Raw genomic sequence first — 21,404 nt, forward strand, 5'->3', positions numbered from 1 at the left:
GAATAAAGCCACTTTTTAAAGTGGCTTTCTTTAAGTTTAATAATTAGAATACTCAACGATTTCTAACCCATATCCAATCATTCCTACACGTTTGGTCTGAAGACTGTTTGATAGCAATTTTAGTTTACTAATTTTAAGATCGTGTAAAATCTGTGCACCAATACCAAAATCTTTAGTATCCATGCCTAAACTTGGTGCTTTTATTAATTTACCTTCAACTTGGTTTTCCTTTAAAATTGAAAGACGTGTTAATAAATTCACCGACTCTGGTTGTTGATTAATAAATATTATAGCCCCTTTTCCTTCAGTATTAATAGCACTAAACATATCATCTAGTTTTTTATCTGCATTGTTAGTTAAGGTACCTAAAATATCATTATTAACTAAAGTAGAGTTTACCCTTGTTAATATAGATTCATCAGATTTCCAATTCCCTTTTGTTAACGCAATATGCACTTGGTCATTGGTAGTTTGTTGATATGCTCTTAATCTAAATTTGCCAAAACGAGTTTCTATATTAAAGTCTTCTTTCTTTTCAATTAAAGAATCGTATTCCATTCTGTAAGCCACCAAATCTTCAATTGAAACAATTTTTAAGTCGAATTTCTTTGCTACATTTAAAAGCTGTGGTAAACGTGCCATTGTACCATCTTCGTTCATAATCTCTACAATAACACCAGCAGCCTCAAAACCAGCTAAACGAGCAAAGTCTATTGCAGCTTCGGTATGGCCTGTTCGTCTTAAAACACCACCTTCTTTGGCAACTAAAGGAAATATGTGTCCTGGTCTAGCAAGTTCAAAAGGTTTGGTGTCTTTTTTAACTAAGGCTTGTATAGTTTTAGCTCTGTCACTTGCTGAAATTCCTGTACTTACACCATTACCTCTTAAATCAACCGAAACTGTAAAGGCTGTTTCCATTGGGTCGGTATTGTTTCTTACCATCATGTTAAGTTCTAAGTCTTCACATCTATGTTCAGTAAGTGGCGCACAAATTAAACCACGTCCATGAGTAGCCATAAAGTTTATCATCTCTGGTGTTGCCTTTTCTGCAGCAGCTAAAAAATCACCTTCGTTTTCACGGTTTTCGTCATCTACAACAATAATTATTTTACCTTGCCTAATGTCTTCAATTGCTTCTTCAATTGTATTTAATTTGGTTTTAGTATTTACAGTATTAGTTGTCATAATGTGTTTGTGTTATAGGACAAAGGTAAGCTTATTTTATGTTTTGAAAACAACTCAAATAAAAGTCTTGGGTAATCTTATTTCTTAAAACAAGATATTTAAGTGGATAAACCGGGAGCGTAATAAGATGTATTAATGGATTAATACGCTTGCCTTCTAAATTTGTGGTTTTATAAAATTTTGAATATACCACAGCATCTACAACAAGGTATATTATAAAAAATATAAAAGCTATGATACTTAGTGTTATTGAGGTCTCAGCTAATTCTGGTAATTTATTATTTCTAAAAATAAAATATAGAACTAATAGAACAGCGCCAATACCAAAACTAATTAAACTTGTTTTAGAATAATCCTTGTAATCTTTTAAAAGTACTCTAGCTTTAATAAGTTTGTCTGGCACATCTAAGCCTTCAGACCTTAAACCTTCTAATGGAATTTTTCTATCTAAAATACTGTGCAGCGCAATCTCTTTTGGCTTTTTATCTAAATCAAATTCGTCTTGCTTTTTTATAATACTTATTAATTCTTCAATGGAATATTTTTTATAAAAATTAAAGACTTTAGTATCGCTTTCTGAAAGTTGAATTCTATTCTTTGTAGAAAATAATCGCTTTAAAGGTACAGTGATAGCATCAAATTGAAAAACACCTTTGTCGTTTGTTGCTCTAGTTGTTAAATAAATACTTAAAGGAAACATTATTGCAGTTGATAACCAAGAACCAATTACAGGGCTATAACTTCCTTTTTCTGCACTGTTTTTAGCAAAAATACCAAAAAAGTGATACGTTAAGAAAAGCACTATAGCAATTACCATAGGTAAACCTAAACCTCCTTTTCTTATTAAAGCGCCTAACGGAGCTCCCACAAAAAAGAGTACTACACATGCAAAAGCTAATACAAATTTTTCATGTAATGCAATGACGTGTTTATTTAATCTAATTTGTTTATCTGTAAACGACTTTTTATTAGAGTCTAATATTTGTCTTGTACTGTTAGCAGAATTTAAAGCTAAGTTTAAGATTTGTATTTTTTGGTTGGTATTAAAAATTGTTAAAACGTCTTTTCCGGTATATAAAGAATCTGTTTTAGTAGTATCTATATTTAAATTTAATGCATCATAAGAACTTCTATTATAGAGAGTATTGGCTAAGGTATTGTAACTATTTTTCTGTTTGGTTTTTAAACTATCTATAGTATAGTTTAGCTGGCTAACATCTAACATGTTGTATCTGTCAGAGTGATTTTTTTCATCTAAATCGTCAGCATTGAGCAATTCTAAATCTACATTAATAATATAGCTATCAAAATAACTTCTTATGTGTGGTTTGTTTACATTATTAGAGCGTTTACTACTTATTATTTCTTCATAATAATTACCGTTAATTAATTCTAATTGCAAAATGTTAGAGTCTGTACTACTTATTAATTCACCTTTTTCGGCAGCAATAACAATGTAGTTTCCAGATTTTCGTTTGTCACTTTCTTTATGGATTATAACACCTTCTAAAAATTGTCCTCTATCACCAGATTTTTTATCAACTTTAATATTAATATTACCTATTTCGTTAAATTGACCTTCCGCTATAGCTAAAGCAGGTTTTACTTTGGCAATGTTTCTTCTTAGGTTATAGAAATTGTATTCTCCCCACGGAATAACATTATTAGAAAAAAAGAAAGTTGCAATACCTAAGCCAATAATAAAAACACTTAAGCTACGCATAGCGCGCTGTAATGAGATACCAGTAGATTTCATGGCTGCGAACTCATAATTTTCAGCAAAGTTTCCAAAAACCATAATGGACGATAATAAAATGGTTAACGGAACAACTAACGGAATAAGTCTAGGCATGTAATACAAAATAAATTTTGCAGTTACCGTAACATCTAAATCCTTACCAGCGAGTTCAGCAATATATAGCCAAACACCTTGTAGAATAAAGATGAACATGAATATAATAAAGACGCTAAAAAACGTCCTTAAGAATGTGATAAGTATGTACCTATCTAATATTTTCACAAAGAAATGATTTTGAACTTAATCTAATTTATTGATGTAATAATCGCTGTATTTACTTTGGTCAAAAGTAAATAAGGTTTTTGAAATAGGTTGGTCGGTTTTAAAAGAATTAACAGTTAATGTTGTTTTGGTTCCGTTTTTACCTACTTCAATTAAGTTATAAATGTGCTTTGTAGTGGCATCAATACCTAATAACACGTGTTTTATTTCAGAGTTGGTATCAATAGGGCTCAATTTTATATATTGAATTTTTCTTCCTTTTAGAGTTTGAACAATGTCCATTTTAAATATGTAACCATCTTCATAAAACGATAACATTTTACTTGGCGTTATTGTACTTTCATCTTCTGTGTTATCAGACGATATTGTTACCTCTTCGTCTTCCGGACTAATGGTATACAATGTTTTACCATCGAATATACGTGTAATTCCTAAAATATTTAATTTGTACTTTTCACCTTGCATTACAACATCTCCTCGTGTTTCTTGGCTAATATTTTCACTTACGTTATTTAGCTCGTATTTAAAACTTAGGCTAATATTATTATAAGATTTAATTTTTGTACTTACTTCCTTAAGTAACGTTTCTGCTTTGGCATCACTTTGTGCAAATGCCGTAAATCCTAATGTTAAAAATGCTATTACAAATAATTTTTTCATCGTATTAAATATAAATAATCTTATTAATTTTTTTCGTTTTCTAATAATTGGTCAAGGGCAACTAAATCTGGCACTAAAACTTGTCTCGCTTTACTACCTTCAAAATTACCAACAATACCAGCAGCTTCTAATTGGTCTATAATTCTACCAGCTCTATTGTAACCTAATTTTAATTTTCTTTGCAATAAAGATGCCGAACCTTGTTGAGCGGTAACAATTAATTCTGCAGCTTCTCTAAATAATTTATCTCTGTCTGAAATATCTATATCAAGATTTGTGCCACCTTCCTCACCAACATATTCTGGTAATAGGTGAGCATCCGGATAGGCTTTTTGAGAGCCAATAAATTCGGTAATTTTTTCAACCTCTGGTGTATCTACAAAGGCACATTGTATACGGACTAAATCGTTACCTTGGGTGTAAAGCATATCTCCTCTACCAATTAGTTGATCAGCTCCAGGTCCATCTAAAATAGTTCTAGAATCTATTTTACTGGTTACTCTAAAGGCTATACGTGCTGGGAAATTGGCTTTAATAATACCAGTTATTACGTTAACAGATGGTCGCTGCGTTGCTACAATTAAATGTATACCAATAGCACGAGCCAATTGCGCTAAACGTGCAATAGGTGTTTCTACTTCTTTACCGGCTGTCATTATTAAATCTGCAAATTCATCAACAACCAAAACAATGTATGGTAAAAAAGCATGACCATCGTTTGGGTTTAACTTTCTAGCTTTAAATTTAGCGTTGTATTCTGATATGTTTCTACAAAATGCATTTTTAAGCATTTCGTAACGGTTATCCATTTCAATACAAAGTGAATTTAAAGTGTTTATTACCTTGGTATTATCGGTAATAATGGCATCTTCACTATCTGGTAGTTTTGCTAAATAATGTCGTTCAATTTTATTAAAAAGGGTAAGTTCTACCTTTTTTGGGTCTACCAACACAAATTTTACCTCTGCAGGATGCTTTTTGTATAATAGAGACGTTAGTACAGCATTTAGACCTACCGATTTACCTTGACCAGTTGCACCTGCCATTAGCATGTGAGGCATTTTAGCTAAATCAACAACAAAGGTTTCATTACTAATAGTTTTACCAAAAGCAATTGGTAATTGCATCTCTGATTTTTGAAATTTTTGCGACGCAATAACTGAACGCATTGATACTATTGTTGATTTTTTATTAGGTACTTCAATACCAATAGTACCTTTGCCAGGTATGGGCGCAATAATTCTTATGCCTAAAGCAGAAAGTGATAATGCTATATCATCCTCTAGGTTTTTAATTTTTGAAATTCTAATACCAGCTTCTGGTACAATTTCGTATAATGTAACCGTTGGCCCAATGGTTGCTTTAATGCTAGAAATACCTATTTTGTAGTTATTTAAGGTTTCTACAATACGGTTTTTGTTTTCCTCTAATTCTTCTTGGTCAATAGAAATCCCTTCGTTATCGTATTTCTTTAATAAGTCTATCGTAGGAAATTGATATTTTCCTAATTCTAAAGTTGGGTCAAATTGCCCAAAATCTTCAACTAACTTGTCAGCTAAGTTGTCGGTTTCAGATTTTTCTTCTTCTACAGCTTCAACTTCAATCTTTAATTCTGGTACGTCAATCGTTTCTTCTATAGGTTTCTCAGTAACTTCCATAGTAAGCTTTGTTTCAGGCTCAATGGACATTTCTGGTTCTAGTTTTGGTTTAGAATGTTTGCTAATGGTAGGTTCTGATTGTTCTAAAGGAATCTCAAAAGCAGATTTTATAGCTTCAGCTTCTTCTGTTAAATTATTATCAATATTAACAACTGGTGTTTTTTCGTTGTCTTCAGCTTTTAAATCTTCTTTAATTGAACTTTTGGCACTTTTAAAGAGCTTAACAATGCTTTCTCCTGTGACTTTAAATCTTATTGCTAAATACGTAATAAGTCCAAAAACAAGAAGAAGTATAGTGCCAATTTTACCAATATAATCTTGAAAATAGGTATTCATTTCAAAACCTATTGTGCCACCAAGCAAATCGTATTTATGTGTAAAAAATCCGAATAGAATTGATAACCAAATAACAATGAGTGTTCCCCAAACCCAGTGTTTTCTGAGTTTTACTTTGTTTAAATCTAAAGCGATATACACGCCAGAAAGAAATATTAAGCCAGAAAAAATAAATGAAGGTAATCCAAATCCTTTAGTGATAAAAAATTCACTAACCCAAGCACCAAGCTGACTTGCCCAATTTTTATATTCTGTGGAGCGTTCTGGAAAACTGTGTAATACACTTTGGTCTTCCTTACCCGTAAAGACAAAAGATAAAAAGGAAATAAAAAGAAGAAGACCAATAATTATTAATAAACTACCAAGCACAAGTTTGTGCTGACTCGTTAGTTTAAAAGCAGGCTTTTTTACCTTAGGCGTTACTTTTGCCTTAGGTTTTGCTTTGGTTGTGGTTTTCTTTTTAGTTGTTTTTTTTGCCATACTTACTTCCTGCGAAAATAGGAATCTATTTTATTTATATGCTGTTGCTTTTTTAGAAATACCATTAACATAGTTTTCTATTACATTAAGGTCTTTTGCTAATTCAGCACCATCAAAATCAATTATATCATCTAGTGTTATATTAGAATTATAAAATTCTAAATATTTGCTGGCTAAAGGTAAATAAGACCAATGCCATTTTTCTAGATTATAACCAGTTCTGCCGTTATCTTTAGTGGTATAAACCTGATAAAATCCGTAATCATTAGCATTTTCATTTAACCAACGGTAAATAGCTTTTCCTTTTGCTGTGCTAAAATACGAATTAGTTAAATTATTTAGGTCTAAATCTGTTCCCCAATGATGACGAGATGTACTTGGCATAGAACTATATTCTAATATTTTCTGTGCTCTATCCAATGGTTTTAGATTGTTATACTTTTTCCATTTGCGTTCCCAAATAGCCTTTTGCTCCTTAAAATTTCGTGTTCCAGATAAAATTACTAAATCTATTTGGTCTTTTTTTGCGGCTTTGTACATGTCTAAAAAAGCAGCATATACGTCTTTATTGAGATATAACGTTTTTGCAGAATGGTCTGTGCTAACTTTAATAAATGTAGAATCTGTTTTATAATTAAATTTTCCTAAGACTAAAGATTTATTAATATTGAGTTTTGATTTTTCTTTAGTTTGAAGGCTGTCGTTACTACTTGTTGCAACTTCTGCTACAACAACTTTATTTGGTTTTGTGTTACAACTTACCACCAGGCAAAGCATAAAAAATGTAGCAAGTAATAATTTCATTGATGAGTTTAAAAGTATTGATGAATTGCAATGACGCAAAAATACAAATATGAAACGTTAATTCTAGTGCTTTTGGTATTTATAGGAACTTAGGTAGATAAATAATTCCGGCAATGATAATAGCTATAATTGAAGCAATAAAAACGGCTCCGGCTGCTACATCTTTTATTAGGCCTATTTTTTTATGGTATTCTGGGTGAATAAAATCTGCAATATATTCTACAGCAGTATTCATGCCTTCCATGCTCATTACAATACCAATCATAATGAATTGAGCCATCCATTCGCTTTTAGAAATATCAAAATAGAAGCCAGCACAAGTCATTACAATTGTAATAAATAATTGTACCTTTATACTAGCTTCTGTTCTAATAAGAATGAGCATGCCTTTAAAAGCAAAGCCTACACTTTTTAGTCTATTAACTAAAAACGTTTCTTTTTTTTGCATTCAAATTATTTAAGTACCTCTAAAGCAGCTTCGTAATTTGGTTCGTCTGCAATTTCAGCAACTTGCTCTGTATGTAATACTGTACCATCCTTATCTACAACAACAATACATCTAGATAATAATGGTGTTAATGGGCCAGTTTTAAAAGTTAAACCGTAATCATCACCAAAGCTTCCTGTTTTAAAATCTGAAAGACTTTCTACGTTATCTAAACCTTCTGCGCCACAAAACCGCGCTAATGCAAATGGTAAATCTTTAGAAATACATAATACTTTAGTCTCTGGTAATTCGCTAGCTTTTTCGTTAAATGTTCTTACAGATTGAGCACATGTACCTGTATCTACACTAGGAAAAATATTTAACACTAATCTATTGCCTTCAAAATCTGACATAGATTTGGTAGATAAGTCTGTTGCAGTTAATTTAAAATCTGGAGATTTACTACCAACTGATGGTAAACTACCTGTAGTTTCTATAGGATTTCCTCCTAAAGTTATATTAGCCATATGTTTTTGATTTTAGAATGTTAAAAATAAGAACTTTTAAATGTAATAATATTAAATAAACGATAATATTTCAATAGGTATTTATCTTATGGTTAATATACATTAACAAAAAACCTCAAGCCCTGAAACTTGAGGTTTTTTTATAATATATAATATAATTTATCTTAATTCTGCACCAAGCTTGGTCTCAAAGTTAGATTGTAGTTTAGACATTATTTTGTCTATCTGCTTATCGTTTAGCGTTTTGTTTTCATCTTGCAGAATAAAACTCACGGCATAACTCTTTTTACCAGCTGGTAAGTTTTTGCCTTCGTATACATCAAAAAGATTCACACTTTTAAGTAATTGTCTTTCGGTTTGTTTAGCAATAGTGTTTATCTCTTCAAAAGTAACTTTGTTGTCTAATAGTAAAGCAAAATCACGTCTAACTTCTGGGTATTTAGAAATAGCACTATACTTAATTTTGTTGTGTTTAGCCATGTCTATTACATTGTCCCAATTAAAATCAGCAAACAATACATTCTGAGAAATACCAAAGTGTTTTAAAACCGATTTTTTAACCAACCCAAAGTCAACCATTTTTTTCTTTCCAACAGATAAGCTCATACCTTCACTAAAGATATCAGATTTTATTGGTGCCGACTTTAATTTGGTTAAACCTAGTCTGTGTAAAACCGCTTCAACCGTTCCTTTTACATAAAAGAAATCACTCGGATTTGCTGCGGAATTCCAACGTTCTTCAGATTTATTTCCTGTTACAAAAACCGATAAATGTTTATGTTCTTCTCTAGCTTCTGTGTATTGATGGTATGTTTTTCCAAATTCAAATAACTTTAAATCATCACGTTTTCTATTGATGTTATGAGCAACCGCTTCTAAACCAGAAAACAATAAGGACTGACGCATAACTTCTAAATCGTTACTTAAAGGATTTAGCATTTTTACGTTATGCGCATCATTTAAATCTTCACTTAACTCTATATATTTTGGCGATGTTAAAGAATTAGACATAATCTCGTAAAAGCCTTGAGATGCTAATTGATTACCAATGATATTTTGTAATTTATAATCTTCAAAACGAGAAGAGTTAGAAATCGATGCATTTAACTTAGTGGTTGTAATTATATTATTGTAGCCATAAACTCTTAATATTTCTTCAATAATATCAGCTTCTCGCTGTACATCGTTTCTGTAAGGAGGTACTGTAAGTCCTAAGCCAGCTTCTGTAACATTATTTACTTTAATATCTAATGAGGTAAGTATGCTTTTAATTGTTTCTTTAGGAATTTCTTCACCAATCAACTTTTTAGCATTTTCAAAACTTAATCTAACTTCAAAATCTTTAATTTTCTTTGGGTAGGCATCAACAATTTCACTTGTAATTTCACCTCCTGCAATTTCAGTAATAAGTAAAGCAGCACGTTTTAAAGCATATTCCGTAAGATTAGGGTCAATACCTCTTTCAAATCTAAAAGAGGCATCTGTATTTAATGCGTGGCGTTTTGCTGTTTTACGAACACTTACCGGATTAAAATATGCACTTTCTAAAAAAATACGTGTGGTATGCTCCGTAACACCAGAGTCAATACCACCAAAAACACCAGCTATACACATTGGTTTTTCTGCATCGCAAATCATTAAATCATCCTCATGTAATTGGCGCTCAACACCATCTAAAGTGGTGAATTTTGTGCCAGCTTCACAGGTTTTCACTTCAATTTTATTGCCTGCAATTTTGTCTGCATCAAAGGCATGTAATGGTTGCCCTAATTCATGCAATACATAATTAGTGGCATCCACAACATTATTAATTGGTGCTAAACCAATAGATTTTAAACGATGTTGTAACCAAGTGGGCGATGCCTCTACTTTTAATCCAGATAGTGTAATACCACAATAACGAGGTGCTTTTTCAATATCCTTAACATCAACATCTATTTTTAAGGACCTAGCGTCTACGTGAAAAGAACTCACTGAAGGTGTAATTAATTCTAAAGAAACATCTTTTTGCAATAAGCCAGCTTTTAAGTCTCTTGCTACACCATAATGACTCATGGCATCAGCTCGGTTTGGTGTAAGTCCGATTTCAAAAACTTGGTCGTTTTCAACTTTAAATAAGTCAGAAGCTAATGTACCAACACTTAGATCAGCATCTAAAACCATAATGCCGTCATGAGATTCACCTAGACCAAGCTCGTCTTCAGCACAAATCATTCCGTGGCTTTCTTCGCCTCTAATTTTTCCTTTTTTAATTTTCCAGGCTTCACCTTCGGCAGTATAAAGAGTGGTGCCAATAGTAGCCACAGGTACTTTTTGTCCGGCAGCAACATTAGGTGCGCCACATACAATTTGCACAGGCGCTTCTGTGCCAATATTAACCGTGGTTACTTTTAAACGGTCTGCATTTGGGTGTTGTACACAAGTTAAAACTTCGCCAACAACGATGCCTTTTAAGCCACCTTTTACAGATTCGTAAGTATCTATACCTTCTATTTCTAAACCTAAGTCGGTTAGTAAATCGCCGGTTTTTTCAGCGTCCCAATCGGTTTTTATAAACTGTTTAAGCCAGTTGTATGAAATCTTCATAATATCATTTTAGTCAATTTACAAAGATAAAAATACTTATGGCAAAAAAAATAAGTTAGCAGGTATATTAAGTTATTTCTTTTAAAATCATAATTTGTGACTTAATAGTAAATTAGTGTCATATGTATAAGGACAGAATTGTATAATCTTTAAAATAAATTTATATGAAATCATTATTAAAAGGCTTAATTGTTTTAAGCATATTGCTATCTTATTCTTGCAGAGAAACCAAGGAAGAGGAAAAAGGAATAACAGAAGATAAAACTGAGGTGGTAGATGAAACGGTTATCGCTACAGAGGCAGTTGAAGACGATTTAGATGAAGCAGAAGAATATATTAACGAAACTGAAAAAGAGTTAGAAGACGCTTTAAGTGATTTAGACAACATTTAATAAAGAAGATAATTATGAAAAAAATACTCAACATTTTAATAGTAGTGATTTTTGTTGCTTTTAGCAGCATTTCAGTGCAGGCGCAAGGAAAACCAGAAAAAATAAAGGAAACAAAAGAAAAGATTGAAAAAAAATCTAAGAAAGCCACTAAGGACATAAAAGATAAAAAAGAAAAGGTAAAAAAGGAGCTGTCTGATAAATCTGAGAAAGCTAAAAAAGAATTGAAAGACAAAAAGGAAAAAATAAATACTAACAAAGGTGATGTTAAGAAGTCTGCAGTAGCGTTAGAGGCCAGTGCAAAAGGTAAAGCTAAAGTTGCTGAGGCAAAAGAAAAACTTCAAAAGAGGTCTGATTTTCTTGTGCAAAAGGAAGAAAAATTCAATTCATTTCAAGATAAAATTAGCGCAGCTAAAGTGCGTTTGCAAAAGTTAAAAGATGAGGGGAAATTATCTGCAGATCAAATAAAAGATAAGGAAGCTAAAATTGTAAAAGCAGAAGAAAGACTTAACAAGTACAAAGCTTCTATAAACGCTGCCAAAGAAAAGGTAAAAAATAGGACTAGTGTTTTAGAAAATTAAAAGAATTAATACTTATAACAAAAGGTGCTAATTTATTAGCGCCTTTTTTTTATTTGTAAGCAAATTGTTGTTATTTCGAACTTAATTAAAAGTCTATTTCTATGCGTAACGTTATTGCTTGCCTTATTTTATTAATTCTTTGTGCTTGTAAAGAAGAAACAAAACAACAAACTATAGAACCACAACTTAAAATTGGAAGTTATAGAGCTATTTTAGAATTGCAAGACAATGAAAAATTACCTTTTAATTTTGAAGTTACATCAGCATCTGAATTAAAAGTTTTTAATGCTGAAGAAGTTATAGACGTAGACGAAATAACTTATAACAATGATTCTGTTTTTATTAACTTTCCTGTGTTTGAAGGTTATGTTGCTGCTAAATTAGATGGCGATAATTTAAATGGAAATTTTATAAAGGAAAGTTTAAATAGAGTAGTGCCATTTTCTGCTGAATTTGATAATGCTACGCGCTTTAATGTTTCAGAAAAACCGTCTCAAAATGTATCAGGTATTTGGGAAACTGTTTTTAGTATAGGAATTGTTGATGATGAATATATTGCTAAAGGTATTTTTAAACAAGAAGGCAAAAAAGTAACCGGAACTTTTAGAACCACTACAGGTGATTACAGATATCTTGAAGGTGTAATGGATGGCGACCAAATGAAGCTTTCTACTTTTGATGGCGCACATGCGTTTTTGTTTACAGCGAAGGTTACAGACTCTACAATGGAGGGTTTATTTTATTCTGGTAATCATTGGAAAGAGCCATTTATTGCAAAACGTAACAAGAATTTTGAATTGCCAAACTCTAACGACTTAACCTTTTTAAAGGACGGTTATGATGCTTTAGATTTTGCGTTTCCGAATACATCAGATGAGTTGGTGTCTTTAAAAGATGACCGCTTTAAAAATAAAGTTGTGGTTGTTCAGATTATGGGAACTTGGTGCCCAAACTGTTTAGATGAAAGTAAATACTATGCAGAGTTTTATAAAAACAATAAAGATAAAGACATAGAGTTTGTGGCATTAGCTTTTGAGTATGCTAAAACCAAAGAAGCGGCATTTAGCAGAATAGACCGTTTGCAAAGTAAAATAGATATTAATTATCCAATTCTTTTAGCACAATACGGAACTTCAGACAAAGCTAAAGCGCAAGAAAAACTACCAATGCTCAACCATGTGTTATCTTATCCAACATCTATCTTTATCGACAAAAAAGGAAAAGTAAGAAAAATACATACAGGTTTTAATGGACCAGCAACGGGTGAAAAGTATGTGGAGTTTAAAGAAGAGTTTGAAGGGTTTGTTGATGATTTGTTGTTGGAGCAGAGGATTTTTGATTAATGAGACTTTTTCTAGAAGTTAATTATATTCAGTGACGATAATTATTCGTTCTGTTCTAAAGATTCTTTTTTGTTAAATTTAGATGTCTTTCTAAATATTAAAATAACAGAAAGTATTACCGCAAATACTATTGCCAAAACCCAATATGGAGTAGTATTTTTTTGTTTTTCTATGATATCTAAAACTTCAATATTTGATTCGTTAATTATAAATTTAGCCTTAAAATTATTTTTATTGTATAGTTTTGCTCGAGCATTTAAGCCTTTATAGGCTATGGTGAAAAAGTTGTTTTGCTTTTCATTTTCTTGAAAGCAAATTGCTTTTACCTTTATTTCCCTTGGAGTATCCTTAAGGTTATTTATTCGAAATTTTAAATCTGTTTGGTGACTTCCTAATTTTATTATTCCAGCACCAAAATTTAATTGTTGGTCATTTGCAAATATTAGGATATTTTCTTTTAAATATTTAATTAATAATTCTTTAAATTTATTCGGTTCAATAGAGCTTAAGTCTAATTCAGGATATTTTTTTAAAAATGCTTGTTCTATTCCGTATTGTGATAAACTTATCTCTAAAATATTATTATTTTCAGTAAGGAATAGTTTAAAGCTAGATTGTTGCGGATTATGAGCAAAAGCAACACTTTGAAATAAAAAAAGGAAACCAAATAAAAGACTATTATTAAATTTCATAAAATATATTTTTATATTAAAAAGTAGTCAATAATAACACTCATTAACTACTTTTTAAATTTTTAATGTATTTATTGGACACTAGAAAAGTTTTCACTAGCAACGTTAGCACCATATGTACAAGGTAATATATTTGTATAGCCAGTATCGCTATTGCTATCTATAATGTTAGTAATATGATAATGATAAATACCGTCAGGAAATTCATCAGTTTCGTGTGTATGTCCATTACAATCATCTAAATCATCCGGTGTAGACCCATCATAATCTTCAGTACCATACATTGGGAAACCATCTCTTGCGTAACCTAGTATAGTATTACTAGATTGATCTATATAACTACAATTTACATTGGTGATGCCTTGATCTTCTAATAAATCATCAATTACCTGAGGGATTAGGTGGTAATGATATGGCCCATCAGGTTGTGGATGGCCACCACAACCATCTAAACCAGGTATAGCAACACCAACTTGACTAGCAGATGATGGTGGTTGTTCTGCAAACGGAAAACCATCAAGAGAAATACCCCAATAATCTAAAGAATTTGTAGTTGTTTGTATTGTTGTTTTTACCGGATAAGCAGGAATGTAATACGTTATTAAATAGGACTCATCTAACTCAGCATCTAAACAAGAACCACTAATTCCTGATCCTGCTTCTATGAAGCCAGATCCTGGTCCGCCAGCAGGTATTTGAATGTTTATTGTTCCGTCATCATTAATAATGTCATAACCATCAGTTGCGAAATCAGCCCATAAGTCATTATCTAAGGCACGTAATCCAGGATTAGTAATGCCATCAACACCATTATAAACACCTAATCCGCCAACTTCGCCTTCGTTTTCTGGGCATATTACAGTTACGGTTTCTCTTATGTTTTCATAAACAACTTTGTAGCATTGTGTTACAGTACCATCAGACAGAGTGCAATCTACCAATTCAAAGTCACTGGTTCTAGAATATTCAGAAAACAAACTGGTATTTAATACTATAGTGCTTTCTTCAGACGATGAGTCACCGCCATCATTGTCATTTGAATCATCATTATTACAGGCAAATAAGCCAATGGAGATAATTGCTAATGTAATGTAAGATCTTTTTATCATTTTAGTATGTTTTTATATTTAGACTATTTTTTTAAGATTTTCTTGTGTTCAATTTCAATATTTTTTATTTAAGTGATTTTCTTGGTTAATATTATTTGTACTTTTAATTATGAAGATTCTATTTTAAATGGCACTATCGAAGACTAAAAGAACTTGATGTTTTTTAGAAAAAGTAACGATTAAAATTTTAAAAAATTAAATCTTTTGTGAATCATCATTTTACAGAATAATTTTGATAAGTCAAAAATCACATTCTATTAACTTAACCTAGCAGGATGATTATTTTTAAAACTGTATACATGTTTTTGATTCAATAAAATTTAATCAATTAAAAACCATGTTAGAGTTGTGCTAAATACTTTTATAAACGCAGATAGATATTTATCTTTGTTTTAACTAATTAATTTAAAAAATGGAAAAACCTAAGATTGGATTTATAGGACTTGGCCTCATGGGAGGAAATATGGTTGAAAATCTACAAAAAAGAGGCTACGAATTAACAGTAATGGACCTTAATAAAGACGAAGTTGCAAAAGTTATTGCTCGTGGTAATGCAACTGAAGCAAGTTCTCCAAAAGAATTGGCTGAAAATAGTGATATCGTAATGTTTTGTCTTACAACATCTGCTGTTGTAGAAAAAATAGTTTACGGCGAAAACGGCGTGTTGGCTGGTATAAAGGAAGGTTCGGTATTAATAGATTTTGGTACTTCAATTCCGGCCTCTACTATTAAAATTGGTAAAGACTTGGCTGAAAAAGGTGTTGGTATGATAGATGCACCTTTAGGACGTACACCTGCACATGCTAAAGATGGATTACTTAATATAATGGCAGCTGGTGATAAAGCTACATTTAATAAGGTAAAACCAGTATTAGATGAGCAAGGTGAAAATGTATTTTACTTAGGTAAACTTGGTGCTGGACATACAACAAAGTTAATTAATAACTTTATGGGTATGACTACAGTTGTGGCCATGTCTCAAGCGTTTGCTGCTGCTAAATTAGCAGGTGTAGATGGGCAACAATTATATGATATTATGTCTGCAGGACCATCAAACTCACCGTTTATGAAGTTTACTAAAAACTACGCAGTAGATAATGTTAGTGATTTAGGATTCTCTATTGCTAATGCTAATAAAGATTTAGGATACTTTGTACAAATGATTGATGATTTAGGTTCAGTTTCAGATATCGCAAAAGCAACTTCTGGAAACCTTCAAGCTGCATTAGATGCAGGTATGGGAAGTGGTAATGTTCCTGAAATTTTTGATTATTTTACAAAATTGAAGAAATAAATTGAGGTTGATTTCATTCCAAAGATAAACTTCAAAAGTATAGTCCTGGTGTATTAAAACCTAGTTCTAGTATTATGTTGTCTGTTTAATAAGATGATTTATTTTATAACGTAGTATTAACTATGTTGTAGTATCTAGACCATTGTTTTAACATACCAGGATTTATAGTTATATCAATAAACAGTTCTGGACTAATAACATGTGGTAATCCCCAAACATTTACTTTATTCGTTTTAAAGTCTCCAGTTTCACTAATTTTAATGTTGTTTTTACGGTTGCTTAATTCCCAACCAGCTTTTTCATAACTACTTCCGCTTAGGTTACTGAAAAAGAATTCTTTTTCAATTTGGTCTGTAAATTTTAATTGGTCTTTGCTAATAATTACTTTGTATTCAGGGTTTACGGTTTCTTCAAATAATTCTGGTTTTAAGGCAAACGGAAAATTCAATTCGTAATTATCATTTATCGGTTCATTATTTATTGCTATAAAATTATGAACATATTCATCTGTAATAATGAGTTTTTTGCCTGTGTTTTTTAGTTTGTAATTTATGGTAAAACCTTCCTCTTGTAATTCTATTTCCTTAGATAAAACATAAGCGTAACCATTTATAGATTCAGATTTACAGTTTATAGTAATCTTGTTATTATCCGTTTTTACAGTGAACTCAGCGGGTTTAATTTCAAATTTATGCAGAAAATTATACGTGTCTTCTGTCTTTTTTAATAAGCCAACGCCAATCTTATGAAACCAACCACCAATTTTAGCATCTTTAAATCCAAGAGCAGTATTTATACCAAATTCATTATAAAAACCTTGACCTAAACTCCTTTTACTTTTGCTTTTAGGATTTTCTAAAGCTGAAATTACAATGTTTTTAAATTTAAAAGAGGATATTTTTCCTGAATAATCAAAACGAGATGCATTATAGCCTTCGTGTGGTAAATCTATATGCATTTCAATAGCGTTATTTTTTAAGATATGTGGCATGTTTCAATGTTCTGTCTATAAACAAGCGAAGTTAGGTTTTTAGTTGAAAATTAGAAACTAAAATTAAGTGCTATATGGGAATTTTAGCTTAGTTGCTAAGATTCTTAAAGTTTTCCCAATTTAGTATTTGCATCAATATCATAATCATTTGCGCTAAACAGAAGCTTCTCTTCTATGTAATTTTGTAATGAACCAATAAAATACATAAGATGTCATTATTAACAATTATTCTCAGTATTCTTTTACCACCTTTAGCAGTTTTTTTAAAGCATGGAGTAGGTACAGAATTTCTAATAAGTATTCTATTAACATTAATTGGATGGTTACCTGGAGTTATTTATGCATTTTATGTTAATAGTAAATAAATAGAAACATGGAAAATATATTAATAGCAGGTGCCAATGGTACTACAGGAAAAAAAATAGTAAATCTTTTAAAAGCGTCGCAATACTTTAATCCTATTGCTATGGTTAGAAAAGAAGAACAGTTAGAACAATTTAAAGTTGATGGTGTAGAGACTGTATTAGCAGACCTAACTAAAGATTTAACAAAAGCAATTAAAAATATTGATAAAGTGATATTTGCGGCAGGTTCTGGAGGGGAAAATGTAGTTGAAGTCGATCAGGAAGGTGCAAAACGATTAATAGATGTTTCAAAAATGGCGGACGTTAAAAAGTTTGTAATGTTAAGCTCTATGGGTGCTGATAATCCAGAAGCTATTGAAGGTATGGTAGATTACATGAAAGCCAAGCAAAATGCAGACGAACATTTAAGAAATAGTGAATTAAACTATACCATTGTAAGACCAGGAACTTTAAATAATTCTGAAGGACAAGGAAAAATTAAATTGAGCGAAAAATTAAACGAACAAGGCGAAATTAGTAGGGCAGATGTAGCCCAAACACTTGTAAGAGTTTTGCATGATGATGCGCCAAACAATACAATTTTTGAAATTTTACAAGGCGAAACCTTAATAGGTGAAGCTATAAATACAATACAAATGAATGAGTTAAATATGAGTGTAAATTAGGGTTTGCCTATAGTCTTAAAAAATTATTACAGAAAGAATAAAAGTTAAACACAAATTAAAACACATATACAGAAATGGAAAATTTAAATAAAAAAACAGTAGCAATTTTAGCAACAAACGGATTTGAAGAAAGCGAATTAAGAGAGCCTAAAAAGGCTTTGGAAAACGCAGGTGCAAACGTGGATATTGTATCCTTAGAATCTGGAGAAATTAAAGGTTGGGCTGATGGAAATTGGAGTAACTCTTATAAAGTAGACAAGACTTTAAATGAAGTAAGTCAAAATGATTATAATGCCTTAATGTTACCAGGAGGACAAATAAATCCTGATATTTTGAGGAAAAACAAAGATGCTGTAAATTTTGTGAAATCATTTTTTGAAAATCACAAACCAGTAGCAGCCATTTGCCATGCGCCTTGGTTGTTAGCGGAAGCTGGTGTAATTAAAGATAGAAAAGTAACCTCTTATGATTCTATTAAAACCGATTTAATTAATGCAGGTGCCAATTGGGTAGATGAAGAAGTTGTGGTCGATTCTGGGTTAGTAACCAGTCGTTCACCAGAAGATTTACCAGCATTTAATGCGAAATTAGTAGAAGAGGTTTATGAAGGTAAACACGAGGCGCAAGTTGCCTAATATAAAAATAGCTTTGAGAAAGAAAGTAAAGGAGATACCTACAGTGTCTCCTTTTTTTGTTTCAACTTATGTAGTTCCAAATGTTTTTAAACTTACTCATTTGGCGGTAAGTAAAAAGAATCATTTTATGGTCTGGTAAAGCTAGGCTTGGGTCGGTTTTAAGTACGTTTTTAGCATAGTAACGTGCTTGTTCTAATATATCCTTGTCTTTTACAATATCTGCAATTCTAAGATTTAATACACCACTTTGTTGTGTTCCCATAATGTCACCTGGTCCGCGTAGTTTTAAATCCACTTCGGCAATTTCAAAACCATCGCTACTGCGTACCATTGTTTCTAATCTTGTTTTACTGTCTTGGCTAAGTTTATGGCTGGTCATTAAAATACAATAACTTTGTTCTGCACCTCTACCAACACGTCCGCGTAACTGATGCAATTGCGATAAGCCAAAACGTTCAGCGCTCTCAATTATCATTACAGACGCATTTGGAACATTTACACCAACTTCAATAACGGTTGTGGCTACCATAATTTGGGTTTCTCCGTTTGCAAAACGTTGCATCTCATAATCCTTGTCTGCAGGTTTCATTTTTCCGTGTACAATAGATATTTGATAATCTGGCATTGGGAATTCTCTAGAGACACTTTCATAACCATCCATCAAATCTTTATAATCCATTTTTTCGCTTTCCTGAATTAATGGATAGACAATATAGATTTGTCGGCCTAAAGCAATTTCGTCTTTCATAAACTTGAAAACTTTAAGTCGATTATTGTCATATCTATGAACCGTTTTTATAGGTTTTCTTCCGGCTGGTAATTCGTCAATAATTGAAATGTCTAGGTCACCATAAACAGACATCGCCAAGGTTCTCGGAATTGGTGTTGCAGTCATGACAAGAATATGTGGTGGGATAAAAGCTCCTCTAATCTCCTCAGAGGGGAGACTTTTCAAAGTTTCCTGAATTTTATTTAAAACATTATCTATACTCCCTATGACTTCTTCGTTCTTAAAACGAATCACTTTAAACCCTAAATCCTTTAAAATTAGCGTTCTGATTTCATTAATTTCAGTTTGTTCTAAACTATTGTGATAACCTCCATCAACTTCTACAACTAAGTTTTTTTCAAGGTTTACAAAATCTACAATAAATTCATCAATAATATGTTGTCTTCTAAATTTGGTATCTAGCTTTTTTGCTCTCAAACATTCCCATAAAATACGTTCAGCTTCAGTGCTATTGTTTTTGTTTTCATGCTGAAATTCTTTCATTAAATTATAAGTCGATGGACGAGCAGTTTTATATTTTTTTAGAACAGCTCTGGCTGCCTCCTTTTGGGAGGATTGAGGAGGGCTTTTTTTCCATAATTTTGACCTTTGTGCAACTCCAAATCGATGTTGCTCATCAATAATTGCGAGTCCTAAATTCTTAAATTTTACTTTATCTTCAAGAAGCGCGTGTGTGCCAATTAAGAGTTGTAAACTCCCGTTTTCTAAATTTTCATGAATAATTTTTCGTTCTGAAGTTTTAGTTGAGCCAGTGAGTAATGAAATACTGATTCCTAATGGTTTACATAGCTCACTTAAACCTTGGTAGTGTTGAACTGACAAAATAGCAGTAGGCGCCATGAGGCAGCATTGAAAACCATTGTCAAGTCCCATGAGTATTGACATAAAGGCTACAATGGTCTTACCAGAACCTACATCGCCTTGTAAAAGCCGATTCATTTGGGCATTACTACCCAAATCGTTTCTAATTTCTTTTAAAACGCGTTTCTGTGCATTGGTTAAATCAAAGGGTAAATGCTCTTTATAGAACGTATTAAAATAGTTGCCAACTTTATCAAAAGTAAAGCCTTTTATTTTAGATTTATGAATAAGATTTTTAATAATTAATTGCAGTTGAATGTAAAATAATTCTTCAAACTTTAATCTAAATTTTGCTCTTGCTAAAAGCTTTGGTGTCTTAGGGAAATGAATATTAAAAAGGGCTTCTGATTTTGAAATTAATTTTAATTCTTTCAAAATAGAATCTGGTAATGTTTCAGAAAATCGACCTTTAGTTTCCAAAAATAATTGCTGCATTATTTTGGAAGTTACTTTGTTTGTAATGCCTTTATTCGATAATTTTTCAGTTGAAGGATATATAGCTTGCATGGCAGAACGTAGATTACTTTCGTGATCTTTTTTTAATTCTATTTCAGGGTGAGGCATGCTGTATTTTCCACCAAACCAATTCGTTTTTCCAAAAATTACATAGGTCTGTCCAGGTTTAAGACTTTCTCTAATCCATTTTTGACCACGAAACCAAACCAATTCCATTTGTCCTGTGTCATCTCTAAAGTTAGCAACTAAGCGTTTACCACGTTTTTGTGCCACCTCTTTAAAACCCATTAATTTTCCTATAATCTGCACTTCGGCACCATTGCGTTGTAACTGATTTATTTTATAATATTGAGTTTTGTCTATATATCTATTTGGGAATAGGTTGATGAGGTCTTGATACGTGTGTATACCTAACTCCGAACGCAATACATCTGCGCGGTTTGGGCCAACACCTTTGAGGTAATCAATGGGAGTTTGTAAATTCACACTCATAATTGCGAATTTAATTAATTCCTACGAAAGCAGGAATCCCATTGTTTGAAGAATTAAA

The 21,404-nt window shown here is 31.7% G+C and carries 19 protein-coding genes; 7 read left to right on the plus strand and 12 right to left on the minus strand.

Annotation, left to right across the window (positions count from 1 at the left end):
• Positions 1 to 36: 36 nt before the first annotated feature.
• The 8 genes from ribB to pheT form a co-directional block, all read right to left on the minus strand.
• The gene (gene ribB / locus GN138_RS08135; RefSeq protein ID WP_157363292.1) at positions 37 to 1,185 is read right to left on the minus strand and encodes a 3,4-dihydroxy-2-butanone-4-phosphate synthase; all 1,149 of its coding nucleotides are present in this window, start codon (positions 1,183 to 1,185) and stop codon (positions 37 to 39) included.
• A gap of 31 nt (positions 1,186 to 1,216) precedes the next feature.
• Positions 1,217 to 3,205 carry an LptF/LptG family permease gene (locus GN138_RS08140; RefSeq protein WP_317162718.1) on the minus strand — a complete coding sequence of 663 codons (1,989 nt, stop codon included), beginning with the start codon at positions 3,203 to 3,205 and terminating at the stop codon, positions 1,217 to 1,219.
• Positions 3,206 to 3,223: 18 nt separating this feature from the next.
• Complete coding sequence (locus GN138_RS08145) at positions 3,224 to 3,865, minus strand: LolA family protein (RefSeq protein ID WP_157363294.1); 642 nt, start codon at positions 3,863 to 3,865, stop codon at positions 3,224 to 3,226.
• A 23-nt stretch (positions 3,866 to 3,888) separates the two neighbouring features.
• Positions 3,889 to 6,339 carry an FtsK/SpoIIIE family DNA translocase gene (locus GN138_RS08150; RefSeq protein ID WP_157363295.1) on the minus strand — a complete coding sequence of 817 codons (2,451 nt, stop codon included), beginning with the start codon at positions 6,337 to 6,339 and terminating at the stop codon, positions 3,889 to 3,891.
• A gap of 30 nt (positions 6,340 to 6,369) precedes the next feature.
• Positions 6,370 to 7,143, minus strand: coding sequence for a M15 family metallopeptidase (locus GN138_RS08155; RefSeq protein ID WP_157363296.1), 774 nt, complete (start codon positions 7,141 to 7,143; stop codon positions 6,370 to 6,372).
• A gap of 79 nt (positions 7,144 to 7,222) precedes the next feature.
• On the minus strand, positions 7,223 to 7,591 hold the full coding sequence (locus tag GN138_RS08160; protein WP_157363297.1) for a diacylglycerol kinase family protein: 369 nt from the start codon (positions 7,589 to 7,591) through the stop codon (positions 7,223 to 7,225).
• A gap of 5 nt (positions 7,592 to 7,596) precedes the next feature.
• Positions 7,597 to 8,097, minus strand: a complete 501-nt coding sequence (gene tpx / locus GN138_RS08165) for a thiol peroxidase (RefSeq protein WP_157363298.1) — start codon at positions 8,095 to 8,097, stop codon at positions 7,597 to 7,599.
• Between the two features lie 159 nt (positions 8,098 to 8,256).
• Positions 8,257 to 10,683: a phenylalanine--tRNA ligase subunit beta gene (gene pheT, locus GN138_RS08170; RefSeq protein WP_157363299.1), complete on the minus strand. Its 2,427-nt coding sequence runs from the start codon at positions 10,681 to 10,683 to the stop codon at positions 8,257 to 8,259.
• Between the two features lie 164 nt (positions 10,684 to 10,847).
• On the opposite strand from pheT, the gene GN138_RS08175 reads away from it, so the two are divergent.
• The 3 genes from GN138_RS08175 (at position 10,848) to GN138_RS08185 (ending at position 12,996) form a co-directional block, all read left to right on the plus strand.
• Positions 10,848 to 11,075, plus strand: coding sequence for a hypothetical protein (locus GN138_RS08175; protein WP_157363300.1), 228 nt, complete (start codon positions 10,848 to 10,850; stop codon positions 11,073 to 11,075).
• A gap of 14 nt (positions 11,076 to 11,089) precedes the next feature.
• On the plus strand, positions 11,090 to 11,653 hold the full coding sequence (locus tag GN138_RS08180; protein ID WP_157363301.1) for a hypothetical protein: 564 nt from the start codon (positions 11,090 to 11,092) through the stop codon (positions 11,651 to 11,653).
• A 101-nt stretch (positions 11,654 to 11,754) separates the two neighbouring features.
• On the plus strand, positions 11,755 to 12,996 hold the full coding sequence (locus GN138_RS08185) for a peroxiredoxin family protein (RefSeq protein ID WP_157363302.1): 1,242 nt from the start codon (positions 11,755 to 11,757) through the stop codon (positions 12,994 to 12,996).
• 41 nt (positions 12,997 to 13,037) lie between these two features.
• Here GN138_RS08185 and GN138_RS08190 read toward each other — a convergent pair whose 3' ends face one another.
• Positions 13,038 to 13,688, minus strand: a complete 651-nt coding sequence (locus GN138_RS08190; RefSeq protein WP_157363303.1) for a hypothetical protein — start codon at positions 13,686 to 13,688, stop codon at positions 13,038 to 13,040.
• A 71-nt stretch (positions 13,689 to 13,759) separates the two neighbouring features.
• On the minus strand, positions 13,760 to 14,797 hold the full coding sequence (locus tag GN138_RS08195) for a YHYH protein (protein ID WP_157363304.1): 1,038 nt from the start codon (positions 14,795 to 14,797) through the stop codon (positions 13,760 to 13,762).
• A 412-nt stretch (positions 14,798 to 15,209) separates the two neighbouring features.
• Between GN138_RS08195 and GN138_RS08200 the strand changes: the two genes are divergently transcribed.
• Complete coding sequence (locus tag GN138_RS08200; protein ID WP_157363305.1) at positions 15,210 to 16,091, plus strand: NAD(P)-dependent oxidoreductase; 882 nt, start codon at positions 15,210 to 15,212, stop codon at positions 16,089 to 16,091.
• Between the two features lie 103 nt (positions 16,092 to 16,194).
• Here GN138_RS08200 and GN138_RS08205 read toward each other — a convergent pair whose 3' ends face one another.
• The gene (locus tag GN138_RS08205; RefSeq protein ID WP_157363306.1) at positions 16,195 to 17,082 is read right to left on the minus strand and encodes a hypothetical protein; all 888 of its coding nucleotides are present in this window, start codon (positions 17,080 to 17,082) and stop codon (positions 16,195 to 16,197) included.
• Between the two features lie 209 nt (positions 17,083 to 17,291).
• On the opposite strand from GN138_RS08205, the gene GN138_RS08210 reads away from it, so the two are divergent.
• The 3 genes from GN138_RS08210 to GN138_RS08220 all read left to right on the plus strand — a co-directional run bounded on the left by GN138_RS08210 (position 17,292) and on the right by GN138_RS08220 (position 18,747).
• Positions 17,292 to 17,447, plus strand: a complete 156-nt coding sequence (locus GN138_RS08210; protein ID WP_157363307.1) for a YqaE/Pmp3 family membrane protein — start codon at positions 17,292 to 17,294, stop codon at positions 17,445 to 17,447.
• Between the two features lie 8 nt (positions 17,448 to 17,455).
• The gene (locus GN138_RS08215; RefSeq protein ID WP_157363308.1) at positions 17,456 to 18,112 is read left to right on the plus strand and encodes an SDR family oxidoreductase; all 657 of its coding nucleotides are present in this window, start codon (positions 17,456 to 17,458) and stop codon (positions 18,110 to 18,112) included.
• Between the two features lie 74 nt (positions 18,113 to 18,186).
• The gene (locus GN138_RS08220; RefSeq protein WP_157363309.1) at positions 18,187 to 18,747 is read left to right on the plus strand and encodes a type 1 glutamine amidotransferase domain-containing protein; all 561 of its coding nucleotides are present in this window, start codon (positions 18,187 to 18,189) and stop codon (positions 18,745 to 18,747) included.
• A 61-nt stretch (positions 18,748 to 18,808) separates the two neighbouring features.
• On the opposite strand, the gene GN138_RS08225 is transcribed toward GN138_RS08220, so the two are convergent.
• The gene (locus tag GN138_RS08225) at positions 18,809 to 21,346 is read right to left on the minus strand and encodes a DUF559 domain-containing protein (RefSeq protein ID WP_157363310.1); all 2,538 of its coding nucleotides are present in this window, start codon (positions 21,344 to 21,346) and stop codon (positions 18,809 to 18,811) included.
• Positions 21,347 to 21,404 lie beyond the last annotated feature (58 nt).

The organism is Winogradskyella endarachnes (genome assembly GCF_009741275.1).
Taxonomy (GTDB): domain Bacteria; phylum Bacteroidota; class Bacteroidia; order Flavobacteriales; family Flavobacteriaceae; genus Winogradskyella; species Winogradskyella endarachnes.

Bases quoted from the DNA above. Each gene is read 5' to 3' on its own strand.
- GN138_RS08180 (WP_157363301.1), top strand. From the start codon at position 11,090: ATGAAAAAAATACTCAACATTTTAATAGTAGTGATTTTTGTTGCTTTT.
- tpx (WP_157363298.1), bottom strand. From the start codon at position 8,097: ATGGCTAATATAACTTTAGGAGGAAATCCTATAGAAACTACAGGTAGT.
- GN138_RS08155 (WP_157363296.1), bottom strand. From the start codon at position 7,143: ATGAAATTATTACTTGCTACATTTTTTATGCTTTGCCTGGTGGTAAGT.
- GN138_RS08220 (WP_157363309.1), top strand. From the start codon at position 18,187: ATGGAAAATTTAAATAAAAAAACAGTAGCAATTTTAGCAACAAACGGA.
- pheT (WP_157363299.1), bottom strand. From the start codon at position 10,683: ATGAAGATTTCATACAACTGGCTTAAACAGTTTATAAAAACCGATTGG.
- GN138_RS08150 (WP_157363295.1), bottom strand. From the start codon at position 6,339: ATGGCAAAAAAAACAACTAAAAAGAAAACCACAACCAAAGCAAAACCT.
- GN138_RS08185 (WP_157363302.1), top strand. From the start codon at position 11,755: ATGCGTAACGTTATTGCTTGCCTTATTTTATTAATTCTTTGTGCTTGT.
- GN138_RS08205 (WP_157363306.1), bottom strand. From the start codon at position 17,082: ATGCCACATATCTTAAAAAATAACGCTATTGAAATGCATATAGATTTA.
- GN138_RS08210 (WP_157363307.1), top strand. From the start codon at position 17,292: ATGTCATTATTAACAATTATTCTCAGTATTCTTTTACCACCTTTAGCA.
- GN138_RS08225 (WP_157363310.1), bottom strand. From the start codon at position 21,346: ATGAGTGTGAATTTACAAACTCCCATTGATTACCTCAAAGGTGTTGGC.
- GN138_RS08175 (WP_157363300.1), top strand. From the start codon at position 10,848: ATGAAATCATTATTAAAAGGCTTAATTGTTTTAAGCATATTGCTATCT.
- GN138_RS08215 (WP_157363308.1), top strand. From the start codon at position 17,456: ATGGAAAATATATTAATAGCAGGTGCCAATGGTACTACAGGAAAAAAA.
- GN138_RS08200 (WP_157363305.1), top strand. From the start codon at position 15,210: ATGGAAAAACCTAAGATTGGATTTATAGGACTTGGCCTCATGGGAGGA.
- GN138_RS08195 (WP_157363304.1), bottom strand. From the start codon at position 14,797: ATGATAAAAAGATCTTACATTACATTAGCAATTATCTCCATTGGCTTA.
- GN138_RS08145 (WP_157363294.1), bottom strand. From the start codon at position 3,865: ATGAAAAAATTATTTGTAATAGCATTTTTAACATTAGGATTTACGGCA.
- ribB (WP_157363292.1), bottom strand. From the start codon at position 1,185: ATGACAACTAATACTGTAAATACTAAAACCAAATTAAATACAATTGAA.
- GN138_RS08190 (WP_157363303.1), bottom strand. From the start codon at position 13,688: ATGAAATTTAATAATAGTCTTTTATTTGGTTTCCTTTTTTTATTTCAA.
- GN138_RS08160 (WP_157363297.1), bottom strand. From the start codon at position 7,591: ATGCAAAAAAAAGAAACGTTTTTAGTTAATAGACTAAAAAGTGTAGGC.